13 protein-coding genes are annotated in these 15188 nt (G+C 71.4%); 8 read left to right on the top strand and 5 right to left on the bottom strand.

The features are described 5' to 3' along the window. Window positions 1-60 precede the first annotated feature (60 nt). Entirely contained in the window at window positions 61-1305 is a 1245-nt protein-coding gene (locus ACFU6I_RS32090) for a DUF3472 domain-containing protein (RefSeq protein ID WP_384372993.1), read from the top strand. A gap of 42 nt (window positions 1306-1347) precedes the next feature. Here the strand turns inward: ACFU6I_RS32090 and ACFU6I_RS32085 are convergent, their stop codons facing one another. After that, a complete protein-coding gene (locus ACFU6I_RS32085) occupies window positions 1348-2148 on the bottom strand; it encodes a DeoR/GlpR family DNA-binding transcription regulator (RefSeq protein ID WP_345514160.1) in 801 nt (266 codons plus the stop codon). Window positions 2149-2333: 185 nt separating this feature from the next. On the opposite strand from ACFU6I_RS32085, the gene ACFU6I_RS32080 reads away from it, so the two are divergent. Both ACFU6I_RS32080 and ACFU6I_RS32075 read left to right on the top strand, forming a co-directional pair. Beyond that, window positions 2334-3218 carry an SIS domain-containing protein gene (locus tag ACFU6I_RS32080; protein ID WP_384372991.1) on the top strand — a complete coding sequence of 295 codons (885 nt, stop codon included), beginning with the start codon at window positions 2334-2336 and terminating at the stop codon, window positions 3216-3218. A 7-nt stretch (window positions 3219-3225) separates the two neighbouring features. Beyond that, window positions 3226-4122: an acyl-CoA thioester hydrolase/BAAT C-terminal domain-containing protein gene (locus ACFU6I_RS32075; protein ID WP_384372989.1), complete on the top strand. Its 897-nt coding sequence runs from the start codon at window positions 3226-3228 to the stop codon at window positions 4120-4122. Window positions 4123-4538: 416 nt separating this feature from the next. Here ACFU6I_RS32075 and ACFU6I_RS32070 read toward each other — a convergent pair whose 3' ends face one another. Next, complete coding sequence (locus ACFU6I_RS32070) at window positions 4539-5087, bottom strand: hypothetical protein (protein ID WP_384372987.1); 549 nt, start codon at window positions 5085-5087, stop codon at window positions 4539-4541. A gap of 614 nt (window positions 5088-5701) precedes the next feature. Between ACFU6I_RS32070 and ACFU6I_RS32065 the strand changes: the two genes are divergently transcribed. The 4 genes from ACFU6I_RS32065 (at window position 5702) to ACFU6I_RS32050 (ending at window position 9803) form a co-directional block, all read left to right on the top strand. After that, entirely contained in the window at window positions 5702-6463 is a 762-nt protein-coding gene (locus tag ACFU6I_RS32065; RefSeq protein ID WP_327249373.1) for a DeoR/GlpR family DNA-binding transcription regulator, read from the top strand. Next, window positions 6460-7407 carry a 1-phosphofructokinase gene (gene pfkB / locus ACFU6I_RS32060; protein ID WP_384372986.1) on the top strand — a complete coding sequence of 316 codons (948 nt, stop codon included), beginning with the start codon at window positions 6460-6462 and terminating at the stop codon, window positions 7405-7407. Before ACFU6I_RS32065 ends, pfkB begins: the two co-directional genes overlap by 4 nt. Before the next feature lie 85 nt (window positions 7408-7492). Next, window positions 7493-9490: a fructose-specific PTS transporter subunit EIIC gene (locus ACFU6I_RS32055; protein ID WP_384372984.1), complete on the top strand. Its 1998-nt coding sequence runs from the start codon at window positions 7493-7495 to the stop codon at window positions 9488-9490. 40 nt (window positions 9491-9530) lie between these two features. Further along, window positions 9531-9803, top strand: coding sequence for an HPr family phosphocarrier protein (locus ACFU6I_RS32050; protein WP_266980443.1), 273 nt, complete (start codon window positions 9531-9533; stop codon window positions 9801-9803). 36 nt (window positions 9804-9839) lie between these two features. Here the strand turns inward: ACFU6I_RS32050 and ACFU6I_RS32045 are convergent, their stop codons facing one another. Continuing rightward, complete coding sequence (locus tag ACFU6I_RS32045) at window positions 9840-12077, bottom strand: SpoIIE family protein phosphatase (protein WP_384372982.1); 2238 nt, start codon at window positions 12075-12077, stop codon at window positions 9840-9842. Between the two features lie 418 nt (window positions 12078-12495). On the opposite strand from ACFU6I_RS32045, the gene ACFU6I_RS32040 reads away from it, so the two are divergent. Further along, window positions 12496-13932, top strand: coding sequence for a helix-turn-helix domain-containing protein (locus ACFU6I_RS32040; RefSeq protein ID WP_384372980.1), 1437 nt, complete (start codon window positions 12496-12498; stop codon window positions 13930-13932). Here the strand turns inward: ACFU6I_RS32040 and ACFU6I_RS32035 are convergent. Together ACFU6I_RS32035 and ACFU6I_RS32030 are read right to left on the bottom strand one after the other, a co-directional pair. Further along, complete coding sequence (locus tag ACFU6I_RS32035; RefSeq protein ID WP_384372978.1) at window positions 13860-14864, bottom strand: adenosine kinase; 1005 nt, start codon at window positions 14862-14864, stop codon at window positions 13860-13862. The genes ACFU6I_RS32040 and ACFU6I_RS32035 overlap by 73 nt on opposite strands. A gap of 139 nt (window positions 14865-15003) precedes the next feature. Then, window positions 15004-15188: ferritin-like domain-containing protein (locus ACFU6I_RS32030; RefSeq protein ID WP_384372976.1), on the bottom strand; the 185-nt coding region annotated here is incomplete at its 5' end.

Genomic DNA, 15188 nt, shown 5'->3' with positions numbered 1-15188 from the left:
TCGATCTTGCACTGACGGGCACATCTCCCAACATTCTCAAACAGAGGCGGGTAAGCCCGTATGCGCTCTCGCACGCCCAAGTCCGGCTTCGGCCGGCTCGGACGCATCGCCGGAAGTGCCGTCGCGGCACTGGCACTTGCAGCCGGTATCGGAATGTCCACGGCGGCCACGGCGGACGCCAATGAGGACGGCTGGGGGGACACACCCGGCACATACACGCACTACACCTTCCCCGCCGGAACCCCGGACCTGTCGTCCGTGACGTGGAGTACCACGGTCACTGCCGACCCCGGCTTCACCTCGCACACCTTCTGGTCGCATCAGTTCGGCTTCAACCAGGGGAACGGCGGCTACATCGGCATGCAGGACAACGGGGGCGAGGACCAGCTGTTCCTCTTCTCCGTCTGGGACGTGAACCAGGCCAAGCCCGGCAGCAAGGGCAGCTGGTGCCAGGACTTCGGCGGCGAGGGCACCGGCTACAGCTGCCGGATGAACGTGCCGTGGAAGACCGGTCACACCTACACGTTCAACGTGGCCTCGGAGGGCGGCGGCTGGTTCGGCGCCACCGTCGAGGACACCACCGCCCACACCTCGTTCGAGCTGGGCAGCATCCTGACTCCGGCGACCGGGATCAAGACGGCCGGCATGGTCGACTGGGTCGAGTACTACGAGTGGAGCATGCCCCGCTCCACCTGTGTGCAGCAGCCCTACAGCGCGGCGACCTTCGGTCTTCCCAGGGCCACGACCCTGAACAACACCCAGGTCACCGGCACGGCCACCCGGCCCGAGAACAACGGCGACTGCGCCAACGTCACCAGCACGATCGGCCCCGACGGCGGCGAGCAGGTCCTGGGCATCGGCAACTCCACCAGGGACGCCGTGACCGACCGGGCGGGCAACTGCCTGGACGTGGAAGGCGTGGACTACGCCCAGCTCGAATGGGCCGAGGACGCCGATCTGGCCGCCGACGAGAACCGGGCCGCGGTCGTCGAGACGTGCCACCGGCGCACCGACCAGGGCTGGGTGCACGGCGCCGACCGGACGCTGCGCCTGGTGAACAACTTCTGCCTGACCGCCGCGCCCGAGGCGGCCGGGAACGACAAGAAGGTCCCGGTCACGATCACGACCTGTGCCGGCACCCCTGGACCGCTGACGACCTGGACGTACGGCGCACAGGGCTCGATCGTGAACGACGCGACCGGCCAGTGCCTGTACGCCCCGGGCGGCAACGAGACCGGGCACCGTGTGGAACTGCGCGACTGCACCGGCAGGGCCGACCAGCGGTGGACCGCGCCCCGCGCCTGATACCGCGGGACGGCGTCACCGCCGGACGGGCTGGCGTCACCCTCACACAGCGATGACGGTGACGCCGGCCTCGGTGAAACGGGCCTTCGCGTCGCGAGTGATGCCGGTGTCGGTGACCAGGAAGTCGACCTGGCTGAGATCGCAGACCCGGGCGAAGGCACGCTTACCGATCTTCGAGGAGTCGGCGGCCACGACCACCCGCTGTGCCTGCTGGGCGAGCAACCGGTTGATGCTGGCCTCGCCCTCGTGGTGGACGTACGCCCCGCGCTCGGTGTCTATCGCGTTGACGCCCAGCACGGCGACATCCAGCGTTATCTCGCCGAGCACTCCACTGGCCAGCGGCCCCGTGAGCTCGTACGACTGCGGCCGGGCCACTCCACCGGTCACCACGATCTTGATCTGCGGCCGTATCACCAGCTCGTTGGCGATGTTGAGGGCATTGGTCACCACCGTCAGGGTCGGCTGCCCCCCGGCCCCGGGGCCGGTGTCACCGACGAGGTCGGAACGCACGGCGAGCGAGCGGGCGACCTCGGTGATCGTGGTGCCGCCGGTCAGTCCCACCACCTCGCCCACCGCCACGAGTTCGGACACGGCGCGACCGATGGCCTGCTTCTCCGGGGCGTTGCGTCCTGTCTTGTAGCGCAACGCCAGTTCGTAACTGACTCCGTGCGCGACGGCGCCGCCGCGGGTTCGGGTGAGCAACTGCTGCTCGGCGAGCTGGTCCAGGTCACGGCGGATGGTCGCGGCCGAGACGTCCAGCGTCGTCGCGGCGTCCTCGACCTCCACCCGGCCGTGTTTGCCGACCAGCTCAAGCAGCGCGTCCCACCGAGCATCCCTGGACAAGTGAACTCTCCTTACGGGCCCGGGATTCGAACGCCCATCCCCTTGGGCAATGTCACCGGACATGCGCAAGGGTCGCACAAGGCGCCGATCAGTCAAGCCTCATGCAAGCAGAATGCTTGATAATGATCGTAGTACGTGTATAACGTGCGTGAACGAGCATCCAACCACCCATACGGAGTGCAAAAGTGTCGTTTGTCGAGATTGAGACTGCCAGCCAGCCGGAGTGCTGGCGTCGCGCCGCAGACCTGGCACAGAGCCAGTCGGCCGCCCTGCCCGCCACGGGCGAGCGCATCGCCGTCGTCGGCTGCGGCACCTCGTTCTACATGGCCCAGGCGTACGCCGCACTCCGCGAGGAATCCGGACAGGGCGAGTCCGACGCTTTCGCCGCATCGGAGTTCCCCTTCGGCCGCAGCTACGACCGGGTCGTGGCGCTCACCCGCTCGGGCACGACGACCGAGGTACTGGAGCTGCTCGAGCGCCTCCGTGGCGTCACCCGCACCGTCGCGATCACGGCCGACCCGAACACCCCGGTGATGACGTCCGCCGACGACGTCGTCGTCCTCGACTTCGCCGACGAGCAGTCCGTGGTGCAGACCCGGTTCGCCACCACGCTGCTCACGCTGCTCCGTGCCCACCTCGGCCTGCACACCGACGCCGTGGTCCGTGACGCGGAGACCGCACTGGCCGAGCCGCTGCCCGAAGGGCTGCTGGAGTGCACCCAGTTCACCTTCCTCGGCCGGGGCTGGACGGTCGGTCTCGCCAACGAGGCCGCGCTCAAGATGAAGGAGGCGTCGCTCTCCTGGACCGAGTCCTACCCGGCGATGGAGTACCGCCACGGTCCGATCAGCATCGCCACCACCGGCACCGCCACCTGGGTGTTCGGTCCCGCCCCCGAGGGTCTTGAGGAGCAGGTCACGTCGACCGGCGCCCGCTGGGTGGCGAGCGACCTGGACCCGCTGGCCGAGCTGGTCCGCGTACAGCGTCTGGCGATCGCCCGCGCCGAGGCGGCCGGCATCGACCCGGACAGCCCCCGTCACCTGACCCGCTCGGTGGTTCTCACCGACGCCTGACCGGCGGATGGACGTCATCGAACGCGCGCTCACCGTTCCGCACGACGGTGTGCGCGGGGGCGCGTGCGAGGGGTTCCTCGCCGCGCCCGCACGGGGCGGCGACACCGGTGTCCTCGTCCTTGCCGGGTCCAGTGGACGGATCGAGGACGAGCGATGCCGACTCCTGGCCCGGGAGGGTCTGACCGCCCTGTCGGTCCGCTGGTTCGGCGGCGCCGGGCAGCCGCCCGGGATCTGCGAGGTCCCGCTGGAGACGTTCGTGTCCGCGACCGAGCTGCTCCGGTCGCGCGGGGCGCGGCGTATCGGGGTGCTGGGTACCTCCAAGGGCGCGGAGGCTGCGCTGCATCTCTCGGTTCTGCACCCCGGGACCGATGCCGTGGTGGCGCTCTCGCCCACGTCGCTGACCTGGGCCAATGTCGGACCCGGGCGGGACGGTCGGGCTCACCCGTACCGGTCGTCCTGGACCTGGCGGGGCGAGCCGCTGCCCTTCGTCCCCTATGACGACAGCTGGACGCAGACCGAACCCGACGGCACTCCGGTCGCCGTCCTCGGCTGGTACGAACGCAGTCGGCAGACCTTCGCCGACCGTGTCGACGCGGCCGCGATCCCGGCGGAACGGTCCACCGCCGACCTGCTGTTCGTCGCGGGCGGCGACGATGCGATGTGGCCGTCCCTGCGCTCCGCCCAGGAGCTGGCCGCCCGGCGTCGCACGGCCGGACGGCCGGTACGGGTGGTCACTCACGCCGATGCCGGACACCGCCCGCGCTTTCCCGGCGAAGGCCCTGCACCGGTGTCCGACCGATTCCTGTACGGCGGTTCGCCCGCCGCCGACGCGGAACTCGGCGCGGCCGCCTGGCCGTACGTACTCGATGTGCTGCACGGGGTTCGGGAGCCGGACCCCGTATGACCGCGCGTGCTTTCGGGCTGCGCCCCGAGGCTGGACGCCCGCCCTGCGACGGGGCAAAGCTTGCCGGGAGGGGCACTAGGTGTTCTGTCCACGGAGGTTGGTGACAGGGCTCACCGATGCGCCGGTCCCGCATCCGGCGGACGAGGAGCGCGAACCCGTCGAACCGATGGCCCGGTTCGGCACCGGCCGGTAGGGACGCATCGCGGGTGAGGGGCCGGCCGTGGGGGTCGGTCCCTCACCCGTGTTGCAGCACTCGGGACGTGTTGCCCGTGACGACGGGGCGGCCCGGATCCGCGTCTCGGTGACACCGCACCGGATCCGGGGGCAATCCGCCCCGTCGGCCGGGTACGCCGCCCCGGACCGCACCGGGGACGATCCGGTCGCGCCTGCGGCCGGCCCTTCGCCACCGCCCCGGGCTACTCCTCGAAGTAGGCGTCGAGCACCGCGTCGAGTTCTTCCGCCCACGCCTTGAGACTGCTTCTGTCGGCCGCCTCGACCTCGGCGTTGAACCAGCGACGGGACGACATGTGGACGGTGACGGTGAACCGGCGCCCGAACCGGGGGACCTTCACCTCGACCGCGCCGACCTCGTCCCAGTGGAACTCGGCCTCCTGGTCGTCCAGCCGGAACCGGATGCCGTCACGGTCCGCGGTGATCGAACCCCGTCGGTCGCCGACCTCGAATACGGGCCCGTTCTCGGCCTTCTCGGACTTCTCGTCCTTCTCGTGTTCCTCCTGCTCCCCGTCCTTTGCGTGCTCCGAGCCGGACTCGGCGGCGGTGCCCCCGGGGGCACCCTCCGCAAGGGCGTCGTCGGGGACGGCGCCCTCGAGCGCCGGCTCCTCGGTCTTTTCCTGGTCCGCCTCGGGCGTCCCGACGGTGAGGGGGGCCGTGAGACCAGGTATGTACGCCGGGTCTGTCCCTGCGGCGTACGCGGGCTGAGTGTTCGGATCTATGCGCTGCTCCACGGCGGGCAGTATGGCCGACGAACCTGTACGAGACCAGTAAGGGCCGGACGGGCCGTGAAGTCATTCGAGAACGTACCGAGTTGGCGGAGCAGGAACCGGCGTCCGCAGGACCTCCGCGGCGCCCGCGGCCAGGAGTCCCGGGCGATCGATACGATCGACGCCCCGGGAGGGGCATGCCCTTGCTCCTGTTCCGCAGTCCGGCGGACGGGATGGCGATCGCCTTCCGCTCGACGGTGACCTTCGGAGCCCTGCCGTACCTCCCGGCCGTCTCCTTCCGCAGCGTTCACGACTTCACCGCACTCCGGACGTGTCCGCCTTCCTGGTGCCGTCGCTGTCGATCGACACGGGCACGCAGACCGGCGAGCGGACGACCATCCGCCCCGCGCCCCGGACCGGGCAGCTCACGGGTGCCCGTCGTCGGCGCCGCCGGAACCTCCGGCGCTCGCCCTCGGGATCTCCACCGACGTCGGGTGCGGTGCGGTCGTCGGCTGCGGACGTGCCCGCACATGCCCGTTCGTACCCATTCTTTGCCCGAGTCTGTTTACATCGCCGCCTCACGGCCGTAACCTGACAGCGAAACCACACAGTCGGACATTGATCGGAACCAAAACAACATGTACGCACCGGAGCGGCAGCAGGAAATCCTCCGCCTCGCCCGCGAGAGCGGCCGGGTCGACGTGGTGTCCCTGGCCGAGGAGTTTCAGGTCACCGCCGAGACCGTGCGGCGTGACCTGAAGGCTCTCGACCGGGCCGGGCTGCTGCGGCGCGTCCACGGCGGTGCGATCCCGGCCGGGCGACTCGACTTCGAGCCCGATCTGGCCGAACGCGATGCGGTGGCCATCGACGAGAAGGAACGCATCGCGGCCGCCGCGCTCGGCGAACTCCCCGTCGACGGCAGCGTGATCATCGACGCGGGCAGCACGGCCGCCCGGCTGGCCGCGGTCATCCCGCTGGACGCCCACCTCACCGTGGTCACCCACGCGCTGCCGGTCGCCGTCCGACTCGCCGACCACCCGGGCATCGCGCTGCACCTGGTCGGCGGCCGGGTCCGGCACCGTACCCGCGCGGCCGTCGACGCCTGGGCGCTGAACGCCTACCGCGAGGTCAACGCGGACGTCGTCTTCCTCGCCACCAACGGCTTCTCCCCGAACGGCGGTCTCACCACGCCGGACCTGGCCGAGGCCGCCGTCAAGCGCGCCATGATCTCCGCCGCGCGGCGGGTCGTGCTGCTCGCCGACTCCGCCAAGTTCGGCCAGGAGCACTTCGCGCGCTTCGGTGATCTCGCCCAGGTCGACCTGCTCATCACCGACACCGGGCTCGGCCCCGACGACGCCCTCGCCATCGAGAGCCAGGGCACGGAAGTAGTACGTACATGATCCTCACCGTCACCCCCAACCCGAGCCTGGACCGTACGTACGAACTGCCCGGGCTCACCCGCGGCACCGTGTTGCGGGCCACGACGGACCGTGTCGACCCCGGCGGCAAGGGCATCAACGTCTCGCGCGCGGTCGCCGCGGCCGGCCACCGTACGGTCGCCGTCGCACCGCTCGGCGGGCCGGAGGGCGCACTGCTCACCCGGCTGCTCGGCGAGCACGGCATCGAGGCGGCAGGTGTCCCGATCGTCGCCAGCACTCGTATCAACGTCACGCTCGTCGAGCCCGACGGGACACTCACCAAGGTCAACGCCGTCGGTCCGCAGCTCACCGGCGCCGAGGCGGAGGCCCTGCTGGAAGCGGTACGGATTCGGTCGGCGGGCACGGACTGGATCGCCTGCTGCGGCAGTCTGCCGCGCGGGCTGCCCCCGCAGTGGTACGCCGAGCTGGTCGCCCGGAGTCACCGCGCCGGGGTCCGCATCGCCCTCGACACCTCCGGAGCCGCGCTGACCGCAGCCCTGCGGGAGCGGCCCGATGTGATCAAGCCGAACGCGGAGGAGCTCGCCGAAGCAGTCGGTCGCCCGCTGGCGACGGTGGGCGACGCCGTGAAGGCGGCCGAGGAGCTGCGTGAGCGCGGTGCCCGAGCCGTGCTCGCCAGCCTGGGGGCCGACGGGCAGCTGCTGGTCGACGGCACGGGCACCTGCTTCGGCACCGCCCGGGTGGCGTCGGTCCGCAGCAACGTCGGAGCGGGCGACGCCTCCCTCGCGGGCTTCCTCGCCGCGGGCGGAAGCGGCCCGGCCGCGCTCGCCGCTGCGGTCGCCCACGGGGCGGCGGCCGTACAGCTCCCCGGCAGCGTCATGCCGACCCCCGCCGATCTCGACCTGTCGGCGGTCACCACGACCCCCGACATCCCCCTGGACCGCCCCCTGAAGGAGCCGGCGCCGTGACCGCCGCGCTTCCGCGAACGACCCCGCACCGCCCCACGTCCCCCCGCACCGCCCACAGGACGGTCCCCGAGCAAGGAGCCCCGCGATGAGTGAACTGATCACCGCGGCACTGGTCGATCTCGATCTTCCCGCCGAGACGAAGGACGACGCCGCCAGGTCGCTCGCCGAGCGGATGGTCGCGGCCGGCCGCGTCACCGACCTCGACGGCTTCCTCGCAGACGTCGCCGCCCGTGAGGCCCAGATGCCGACCGGTCTGGACGGCGGCATCGGCATCCCGCACTGCCGCAGCGAGCACGTCTCCGTGCCGACCCTCGCGTTCGGCCGCAGCGAGCGTGGCATCGACTTCGGCGCTGCGGACGGCCCCGCCGATCTGATCTTCCTGATCGCGGCTCCGGCCGGGGCGGACGACGACCACCTCACGATCCTCTCCGCCCTGGCGCGACGGCTGATGGACCCGGAGTTCACAGGCGCACTGCGCGCGGAGCGCGATGCGGGTGCGGCCGCTGCCCTGATCCGCGGCGAAGAGGCCGCGGCGGACGAGTCGGCGCCGGACGCTGCGGCGGCCGAGGAGCCCGCAGGAACCGCCGCGGCCGCCCCCGCCGCCGAACCCTTCCGGATCGTCGCCGTCACCTCATGTCCGACCGGCATCGCCCACACCTACATGGCTGCGCAGTCCCTGGAGGCCGCCGCCCGCGCCGAAGGCGTGGAACTCACCGTCGAGACGCAGGGCTCGGCCGGCTTCGAGCGGCTGGACCCGGCGGTCATCGCGGCCGCCGACGCGGTCATCTGGTCCCACGACGTCGAGGTGCGCGAGAAGGCGCGGTTCGACGGCAAACCTCTCGTCGACACCGGGGTCAAGGCAGGGATCAACCGGCCCGCCGAACTCATCGCCGAAGCCCGGCAGAAGGCAGCGCGCGGCGAGATCAGCACTGTCTCCGACGGCACCGGTCCGAAGGACGACGGCACCCCGTCCGCCGGCGACCACGCGCACTTCGGGATCCGGCTGCGGACCTATCTGATGTCGGGCGTCAGTTACATGGTGCCGTTCGTCGCCGCCGGTGGCCTTCTCATCGCGCTGTCGTTCGCCATCGGCGGCTACGAGATCGCCAACGCCAAGTCCGTCGCCGACCACTTCGTCTGGGGAGAGACCGCCAGCTGGGCCGCTCTGCTCAACCAGATCGGCACCGCGGCATTCGCCTTCCTCGTGCCGGTGCTGGCCGGATACATCGCGTACGGCATGGCTGACCGGCCCGCGCTCGTACCCGGTTTCGTCGGCGGTGCCATCGCCCTCACCATCAACGCGGGCTTCCTCGGCGGTCTTGCCGCGGGTCTGCTGGCCGGTGCGGTGGTGATGGCGATCCAACGGGTGAAGGTCCATCCCACACTGCGCGGCATCATGCCGGTGCTGGTGATCCCCCTGGTCGCCTCGACCGTCGTCGGCTTCCTGATGTTCATCGTCGTCGGCAAGCCGATCGCCTCGCTCCAACGGGCTCTGACCGACGGACTCAACGGGCTCTCCGGATCGAACGCGATCATCCTGGGCGTCGTCCTCGGCCTGATGATGTGCTTCGACATGGGCGGTCCGCTCAACAAGGTCGCGTACGCCTTCGCGGTCGGCGGCCTGGCCGACCCGACGCCCGGCAGCCTCAAGGTGATGGCTGCGGTCATGGCGGCCGGCATGGTGCCGCCGCTGGCCATGGCCCTCGCGACGACCGTGCGCGGCAGCCTGTTCAGCAGGACCGAGCGGGAGAACGGCCGGGCGGCCTGGGTGCTGGGCGCGTCCTTCATCAGCGAGGGCGCGATCCCGTTCGCAGCGGCCGACCCCCTGCGGGTGATCCCGTCGGCCATGGTCGGCGGCGCGGTCACCGGTGGGCTGTCGATGGCCTTCGGCTGCACACTCCGCGCCCCGCACGGTGGCATCTTCGTGGTGCCGCTCATCGGCAGCCCGTTCCTCTACCTGCTGGCCATCGCCGTCGGTACGGCGGTCGCGACCACCCTGGTCGTCCTCCTCAAGGGGATGCGCAGGACCGCGCCGACGCCCGCCCCGGCGACCGGCGAACCCCAGATATCCGTCGCCGCCTGACGGACTCCACCTCCCACCACCACACGGAAGAGAGATCACCATGCACCAGCGCACCGTCGCCGTCGGCTCCCGCAGCGGACTGCACGCCCGCCCGGCCTCCTTGTTCGTCCAGGCAGCCACCCGGCAGCCCGTCAGGGTGACCATAGGCCGGGACGGCCAGAGCCCGGTCGACGCCCGGAGCCTGCTCTCGGTTCTCGCCCTCGGGGCCCAGCACGGCGACTCGATGGTCCTGGCCGCGGACGGCGAGGGTGCGGAAGCCGCGATCGAGGAACTGGCCACGCTCCTCGCCCGCGACCTCGACGCGACGCCGTAAGGCCGCCACACCGCCGGACGGCGCGGCAGCACCTCGTCATTCAGCCCGCAGGGCGATCTCGAACCAGGTGGTCTTGCCGCGCCCCGCGGGCGAGCTTCCCCAGTCGCCGGCGAGCGCGTCGACGATCAGCAGTCCGCGCCCGGACTCGGCCTCCTGATTGGTCTCCTCCTCCGCGACGATCGCCGTGGGGACGGGCGGATGCGGGTCACTGTCGCGGACCTCGACGCGGATGCGGTCCGGGTACTCCCGCAGCCTCAGTTCCACTTCGCTGTCGGCGTGGATCAGTGCGTTGGTGACCACCTCGGTCGTCACCAGTTCCAGGGTTTCCAGCAGCTGCGCCCTGTCCCACTGGCGCAGCAGGTCCCTCAGGAACACTCTGACCTGGGCGACTGCCTGCAGGTGGTGTCGCTGTACCGACATCCGCGCCGTCCGCCGGTGGCCCTGGGGATGCGCTCCCTCGTACCGCACCAGCAGCAGAGCCGCGTCGTCGGCGAGCACCCGCCACTCGCGGCGGTCCGCGACGATGCGGTCGGCGAGTACCTCCAGGTTGTCTCCGCTGTGGTCGGCGAGCACCTGGCCGAGCTTCGCCATCGCCGCGTCCGATCCGAGGAGCCTCGCGTCCAGCAGGCCGTCGGTGAACAGTGCCAGTACCGAGCCCGGCTCCAGCTGCGCATCGCTCTGCTCGTACCGTGCCAGTGGGTCGACGCCCAGCGGAGGTCCGACGGGCAACGGCCCGGTGATGCTCCGCCCTCCCGTGCCGACGAGGAGCGGACTCGGGTGGCCCGCGGTCGCCGTGGCGGCGGTCCCGGTCGACAGATCGAGCCAGACGCAGCAGCAGGTGGCGTACAGATCCGTGTCCAGCCCGGACAGGAGCCGGTTGCTCCGTTCGAGCACGGTGGCCGGGTCGTGTCCCTCGGTGGCGTACGCCCGGACGCCGCTGCGCAGCTGCCCCATGACCGCCACCGCCTCCAGGCTGTGGCCCTCCACGTCACCGATGACCAGGCCGATTCCGCCGCCGGGCAGCGGGACGATGTCGTACCAGTCGCCGCCCACCTCCGCCCCCTCGGTCGCCGGGAGATAGCGGGCCGTGGCGACCGCCTCGGTCAGATGCGGGAGGCTGCGGGGCAGCAGACTGCGCTGCAGGGTCTGGGTGAGGGCGTGCTCGATCTCGTACGAGCGGGCCCGCTCAAGGGACTGGCCCACCTGCTCCAGCATGATCGCCAGGACGGCGAGCTCCTCGGGCGCGATGGGGCGCGCGGGTTCCGGGAATTCCAGGACGCAGCAGCCCATGGCCCGACCGTTGGAGACGAGGGGCAGGTAGGCACGGGCCTGGACCTCCGGGTCGGGATCACCATCCGGATAGGCGTCCCGCAGTTCCTCCGCGGACCGGAACGACCGGATCTCCAGCGAGCGGATCGTGTCCGTCTCCGGGGTGTGGTGGGACAGCAGCGTCCCCTCCACCCGGTGAACCGCCTCGCGTGAGAACCCCGAGGCGCCGATCACATGCAGCCGTCCCTGCTGGGCGAGGCACAGCATCACCGCCCGGCCGCCGAAGGGCCGCACCACTTGGGATTCGGCGGCGGCGAGTACGTCCCGGATGTGCACCGCGGCCGTGAGTTCGGCGGCGAGCCGTTGCAGCTGGTAGAGGAACATGCTGCTGGTCGGCACGGGGGCGGTCGGCGACTGTGCTCCCCCACTCCTTTCCACGGGGGCGTTGCCGTGCGGCAGCGCGGAAATGAACAGCGGGAGGTCCGGAGCCTTCATCGACACGCCCTGCTGTGCGAGGTCCTGCAGCTCGACCGCCAGGTCCTCCGCGACGACCCGGAGGTAGTCCAGCGTCTCGTCGGCGACCGGCCGCGGCGGCACCCACCGCATGGTCACGGCACCGAACCGGTGCCGGTCGGTCCGTACCGGCGCGGAGGCGACCAACATCGGGTAGGGGTTGGTGAGGAAGAGCGCGGGAACCCGTCGGGTCAGCTCCCGCAGCTCCGAGTTCTCGAACACCACCACCCTCCCCGACTGATGCGCTCGCGCCGCGGAGAAGTTGCTGTCGTCCGCCGCAATACCCGAGGGCACCGTGAAACTCATGGTGGTGTCGACCATCATCGCGGCCACCAGCGTCCGGTCGTCCTCCGTCAGCAGATAGGCGGTACACGTGCTGAAGTCGACATGGTGGTTAAGGCGTCGCAGCGCCGCGGCAATGGCGCGGTCACGGGACGTCGTCCGGCGCCCGGCCGGCCCGTCGGGGCGTGCCGCGGAGGATGGGGAGTCCATGAGATCCACCCCGGTGCGTCGGCGACAGGTGGGGGCTGCCCGGCTGCTCGGCGATACGCGCCGTAGCCATTTCAGTATGGGCGCAATCCCCGAGGTACGCGCCCGCGCGACGCCACTCGGCGTCCCCACCGGTGCACGGAGGGCCGGGCGGACAGGACGCGGCCGCCGCATCGAACTCCGGGATCCCACCACATGACCGTCGCGCCGCCCGGCGGGGCCGGACGCAGGCCGGGCGGGCGTCGAATCCCGTATTCAAGAGGAGCTCCCTGGCCGGGGGCGGCCACCGGTGAATAAGGTTGCGCTTGCACACCCCACCGAAGAATCCGGCCATGGGAAACAGTCCGTGCACCCATCCGTCCTTGCTGCCGCGTGGGACGTTCACCCGTACCGAGCAGCCGACAGCGGAGGAGCAGGCACGATGTCAGGGACCGGCCGGGCGGCCGCGGCCGACGAGGCAGCGGAAACCCCCGCGCGCGGCGTACCGGAGCGGCCTGACCGCCCGGTGGGCCAGGACGCCCCTCGCGTGATCGGCGAACGGGTGAAGCGGCTCCGCAAGGAGCGTGAGCTGACCCAGCGCCAGCTGGCCGAGCCCTCCTACACGGCCGCGTACATCTCCACCCTGGAGGCCGGAAAGGTCCGGCCCTCCGAGGCGGCGCTGCGCCACCTCGCCGAGCGGCTCGACGTCTCGTACGAGGAGCTCGCCACCGGGCGCCCCAGCCATCTCGCCACCGCGCTCCGGCTTCGCCTGGCCGACGCACAACGGATCCTGGCCACCGGAGACGCGGCCGATGCGGCCGTGGAGTACGGGCGGCTGCTCGCCCGGGCCGAGGAGTACGGCCTCCGGACCGAACAGGCAACCGCCCTCACCGGGCTGGGTGAATGCGCCCTGGAGACGGGTGAACTCGTCGAGGCGCGTGCCCACTTCGAGGCGGCCGAGCAGCAACTCGCCGACGCACCCCTGCCCGAGCGGGCCCGAGCGGTACGCGGCCGGGCGGTCGCCCACTTCCTCGCAGGCGAACTCCGCTACTCCTGCTACCTGCTGGAAAGCGCCCTCGACGAACTGAACACCTCGGGCCTGCAGGACCCCGGCGCCCTGCTCCAGCTCTACACCGCCTCCATCGCGCCCTACATGGACCTGGGAGCGCACGCCCGCGCCGCGCAGGCCGCCGACCTGGCCCTGGCCCTGGCTCCGCAGGTCTCCGATCCCGCGCTGGTCGCCTCCATGCACCGCTCGGTGGCCCGCACCCTCATCGCGGAGGGCCGTGCAGCAGCCGCCGACGCCGCGCTCGCCAAGGCGGCCGAGCTCTACCAGCAACTGCAGATGCGCACCGAACTCGCCCACTGCCACTGGATGCGCGGCTACGTCCACGCCCAGCACGACGACCTGGAGAAGGCGGAAAGCGAACTGCGCACCGCGCACTCCATGCTGATCTCCAAGCGCGCCGCCCTCTACACCTCCCAGGTCGAGGTGGAACTCGCCGATGTACTCCGCCGCCGCGGCAAGGCCGACGAGGCCGCGGGCCTGCTGCGCGACCTGCTCGGCGGCCTCCACCCCGACCGCGGCGCGGTCCACGCGGGCGGAGCCCATCGACTGCTCGGCCTGATCGCCGAGGAATCCGGGGACGCCGAGGCCGCCGAGGAGCACTACGTCACCGCTCTCTCCCTGCTCGAACGCGCCGGAGCGGCGGGTGACCTCGCCGACATCTGCCGGCTCCTGGGCGACCTGCTGCGCAGCGAGGGCCGCACCGAAGCAGCCATGGACGCCTACCGCACCGGTCTCGGTCACCGCTCCAGTCCGGGCACCACCACCCTCGGCCCGGCTCCGGCCCGCCCGCCGGAGACACCCTGGGGCTGACGGTCCCGACCGTGGCTCCGTTTCTCACTCTCCGACTCCGCGACACGGGCGAGGAGTTCGTCACGGCCGATCGGATCGGTTCGCGTCGACTCCACCGTGCAGGCGTGGGCTCCGGCCACCGCACCGTAGAGGCCGCACCGCCGCGGCGGTTCGCCGGCCAGCCAACCGAGGAGGAAGCCGGACACGAAGGCGTCGCCGGCGCCGTTGGAGTCCACCACCGGCCCCGGGGGCGTGACGGCCGGAATCCGGGTCACCTCGCCGTCGGCCAGCAGATGGGCGCCCTCGGCTCCGGCCGTGGCAACGACCACCTGGGCGCGTCCCCGCTCGGCGACCCGTCGCATGGTCCGCTCCGGGTCCGACAGGGCGACGGCGGAGACGAAGACGAGGTCCGCCTCGTGGGCGAACGGCTCGTGGTAGGGGTTGACGCCGTCCCAGTTGTGCAGGTCGGTCGAGATCGTCACTCCGGCCTCCCGCAGCACGGGAAGAGCGAAGGCGCACGGGTGGGTGATCGAGACATGGGCATGACGGCTCGCCGTGGCCAGGGACCGGACCGTCGCCTCGGGCAGCCTGTCCCCCTCCTGCGACCGGCTGTCGTCGTACAGGGACAGCCGTCGCCCGTCGGGACCGACGAGATTGACGGCGCGCTTGGTACCGCCGGGCAGCGGGACCTCGGTGAGTGCGATGCCACGGTCGCGGTGCAGCGCCCGGATCAGGTCACCTGCGTGGTCGTCGCCGATCATGTCGAGGTGATGGGCGCGCAGGCCCAGGGCACTCACCCCCAACGCGACGAAGTCCCCGGTCTGCCCCGCCCGCGTCTCGATCCCTGGGCGGATCATGTAGCTGTCGGCGTACGGGAGGGGCAGCTCCGGCACGTACACGATCGTGTCGACGCCCGCGCCTCCCAGGACGAGGACATCGGTCTCGGCGCTCATGGGTGTTCCTCTCCGCCCGACCGGCAACTGTGGCTGTCGGCAGGCGAGTCAAGCAGGGCAGCCACTACAGCCGCAAGGTGTTGCAGAATCTTCCCGCAAGCATTTGCTCCTCACCTGCCGACCCGACGCTTCCGTTCCCTCAGGCGCGGACCAGTGGCGTGTCGACCAGGTGCTCGGCCAGGAACCACGCCTGGAGCTCGCCGGTGCGGATCACCTGGGAGACGAGCAGGTCGTTGGTGCCGTCGTCCCCCAGCTCGGCCGTCCTTGCGGCGGCGTCGTGGGCGTCGATGAGGACGGCCTCATGGGCCTCGAGGAGCCGGGACA

Origin of the sequence: Streptomyces sp. NPDC057486 (assembly GCF_042802415.1) — a bacterium.
Taxonomy (GTDB): Bacteria; Actinomycetota; Actinomycetes; order Streptomycetales; family Streptomycetaceae; genus Streptomyces; species Streptomyces yanii.
This window is presented reverse-complemented; position numbering and strand designations above follow the sequence as displayed.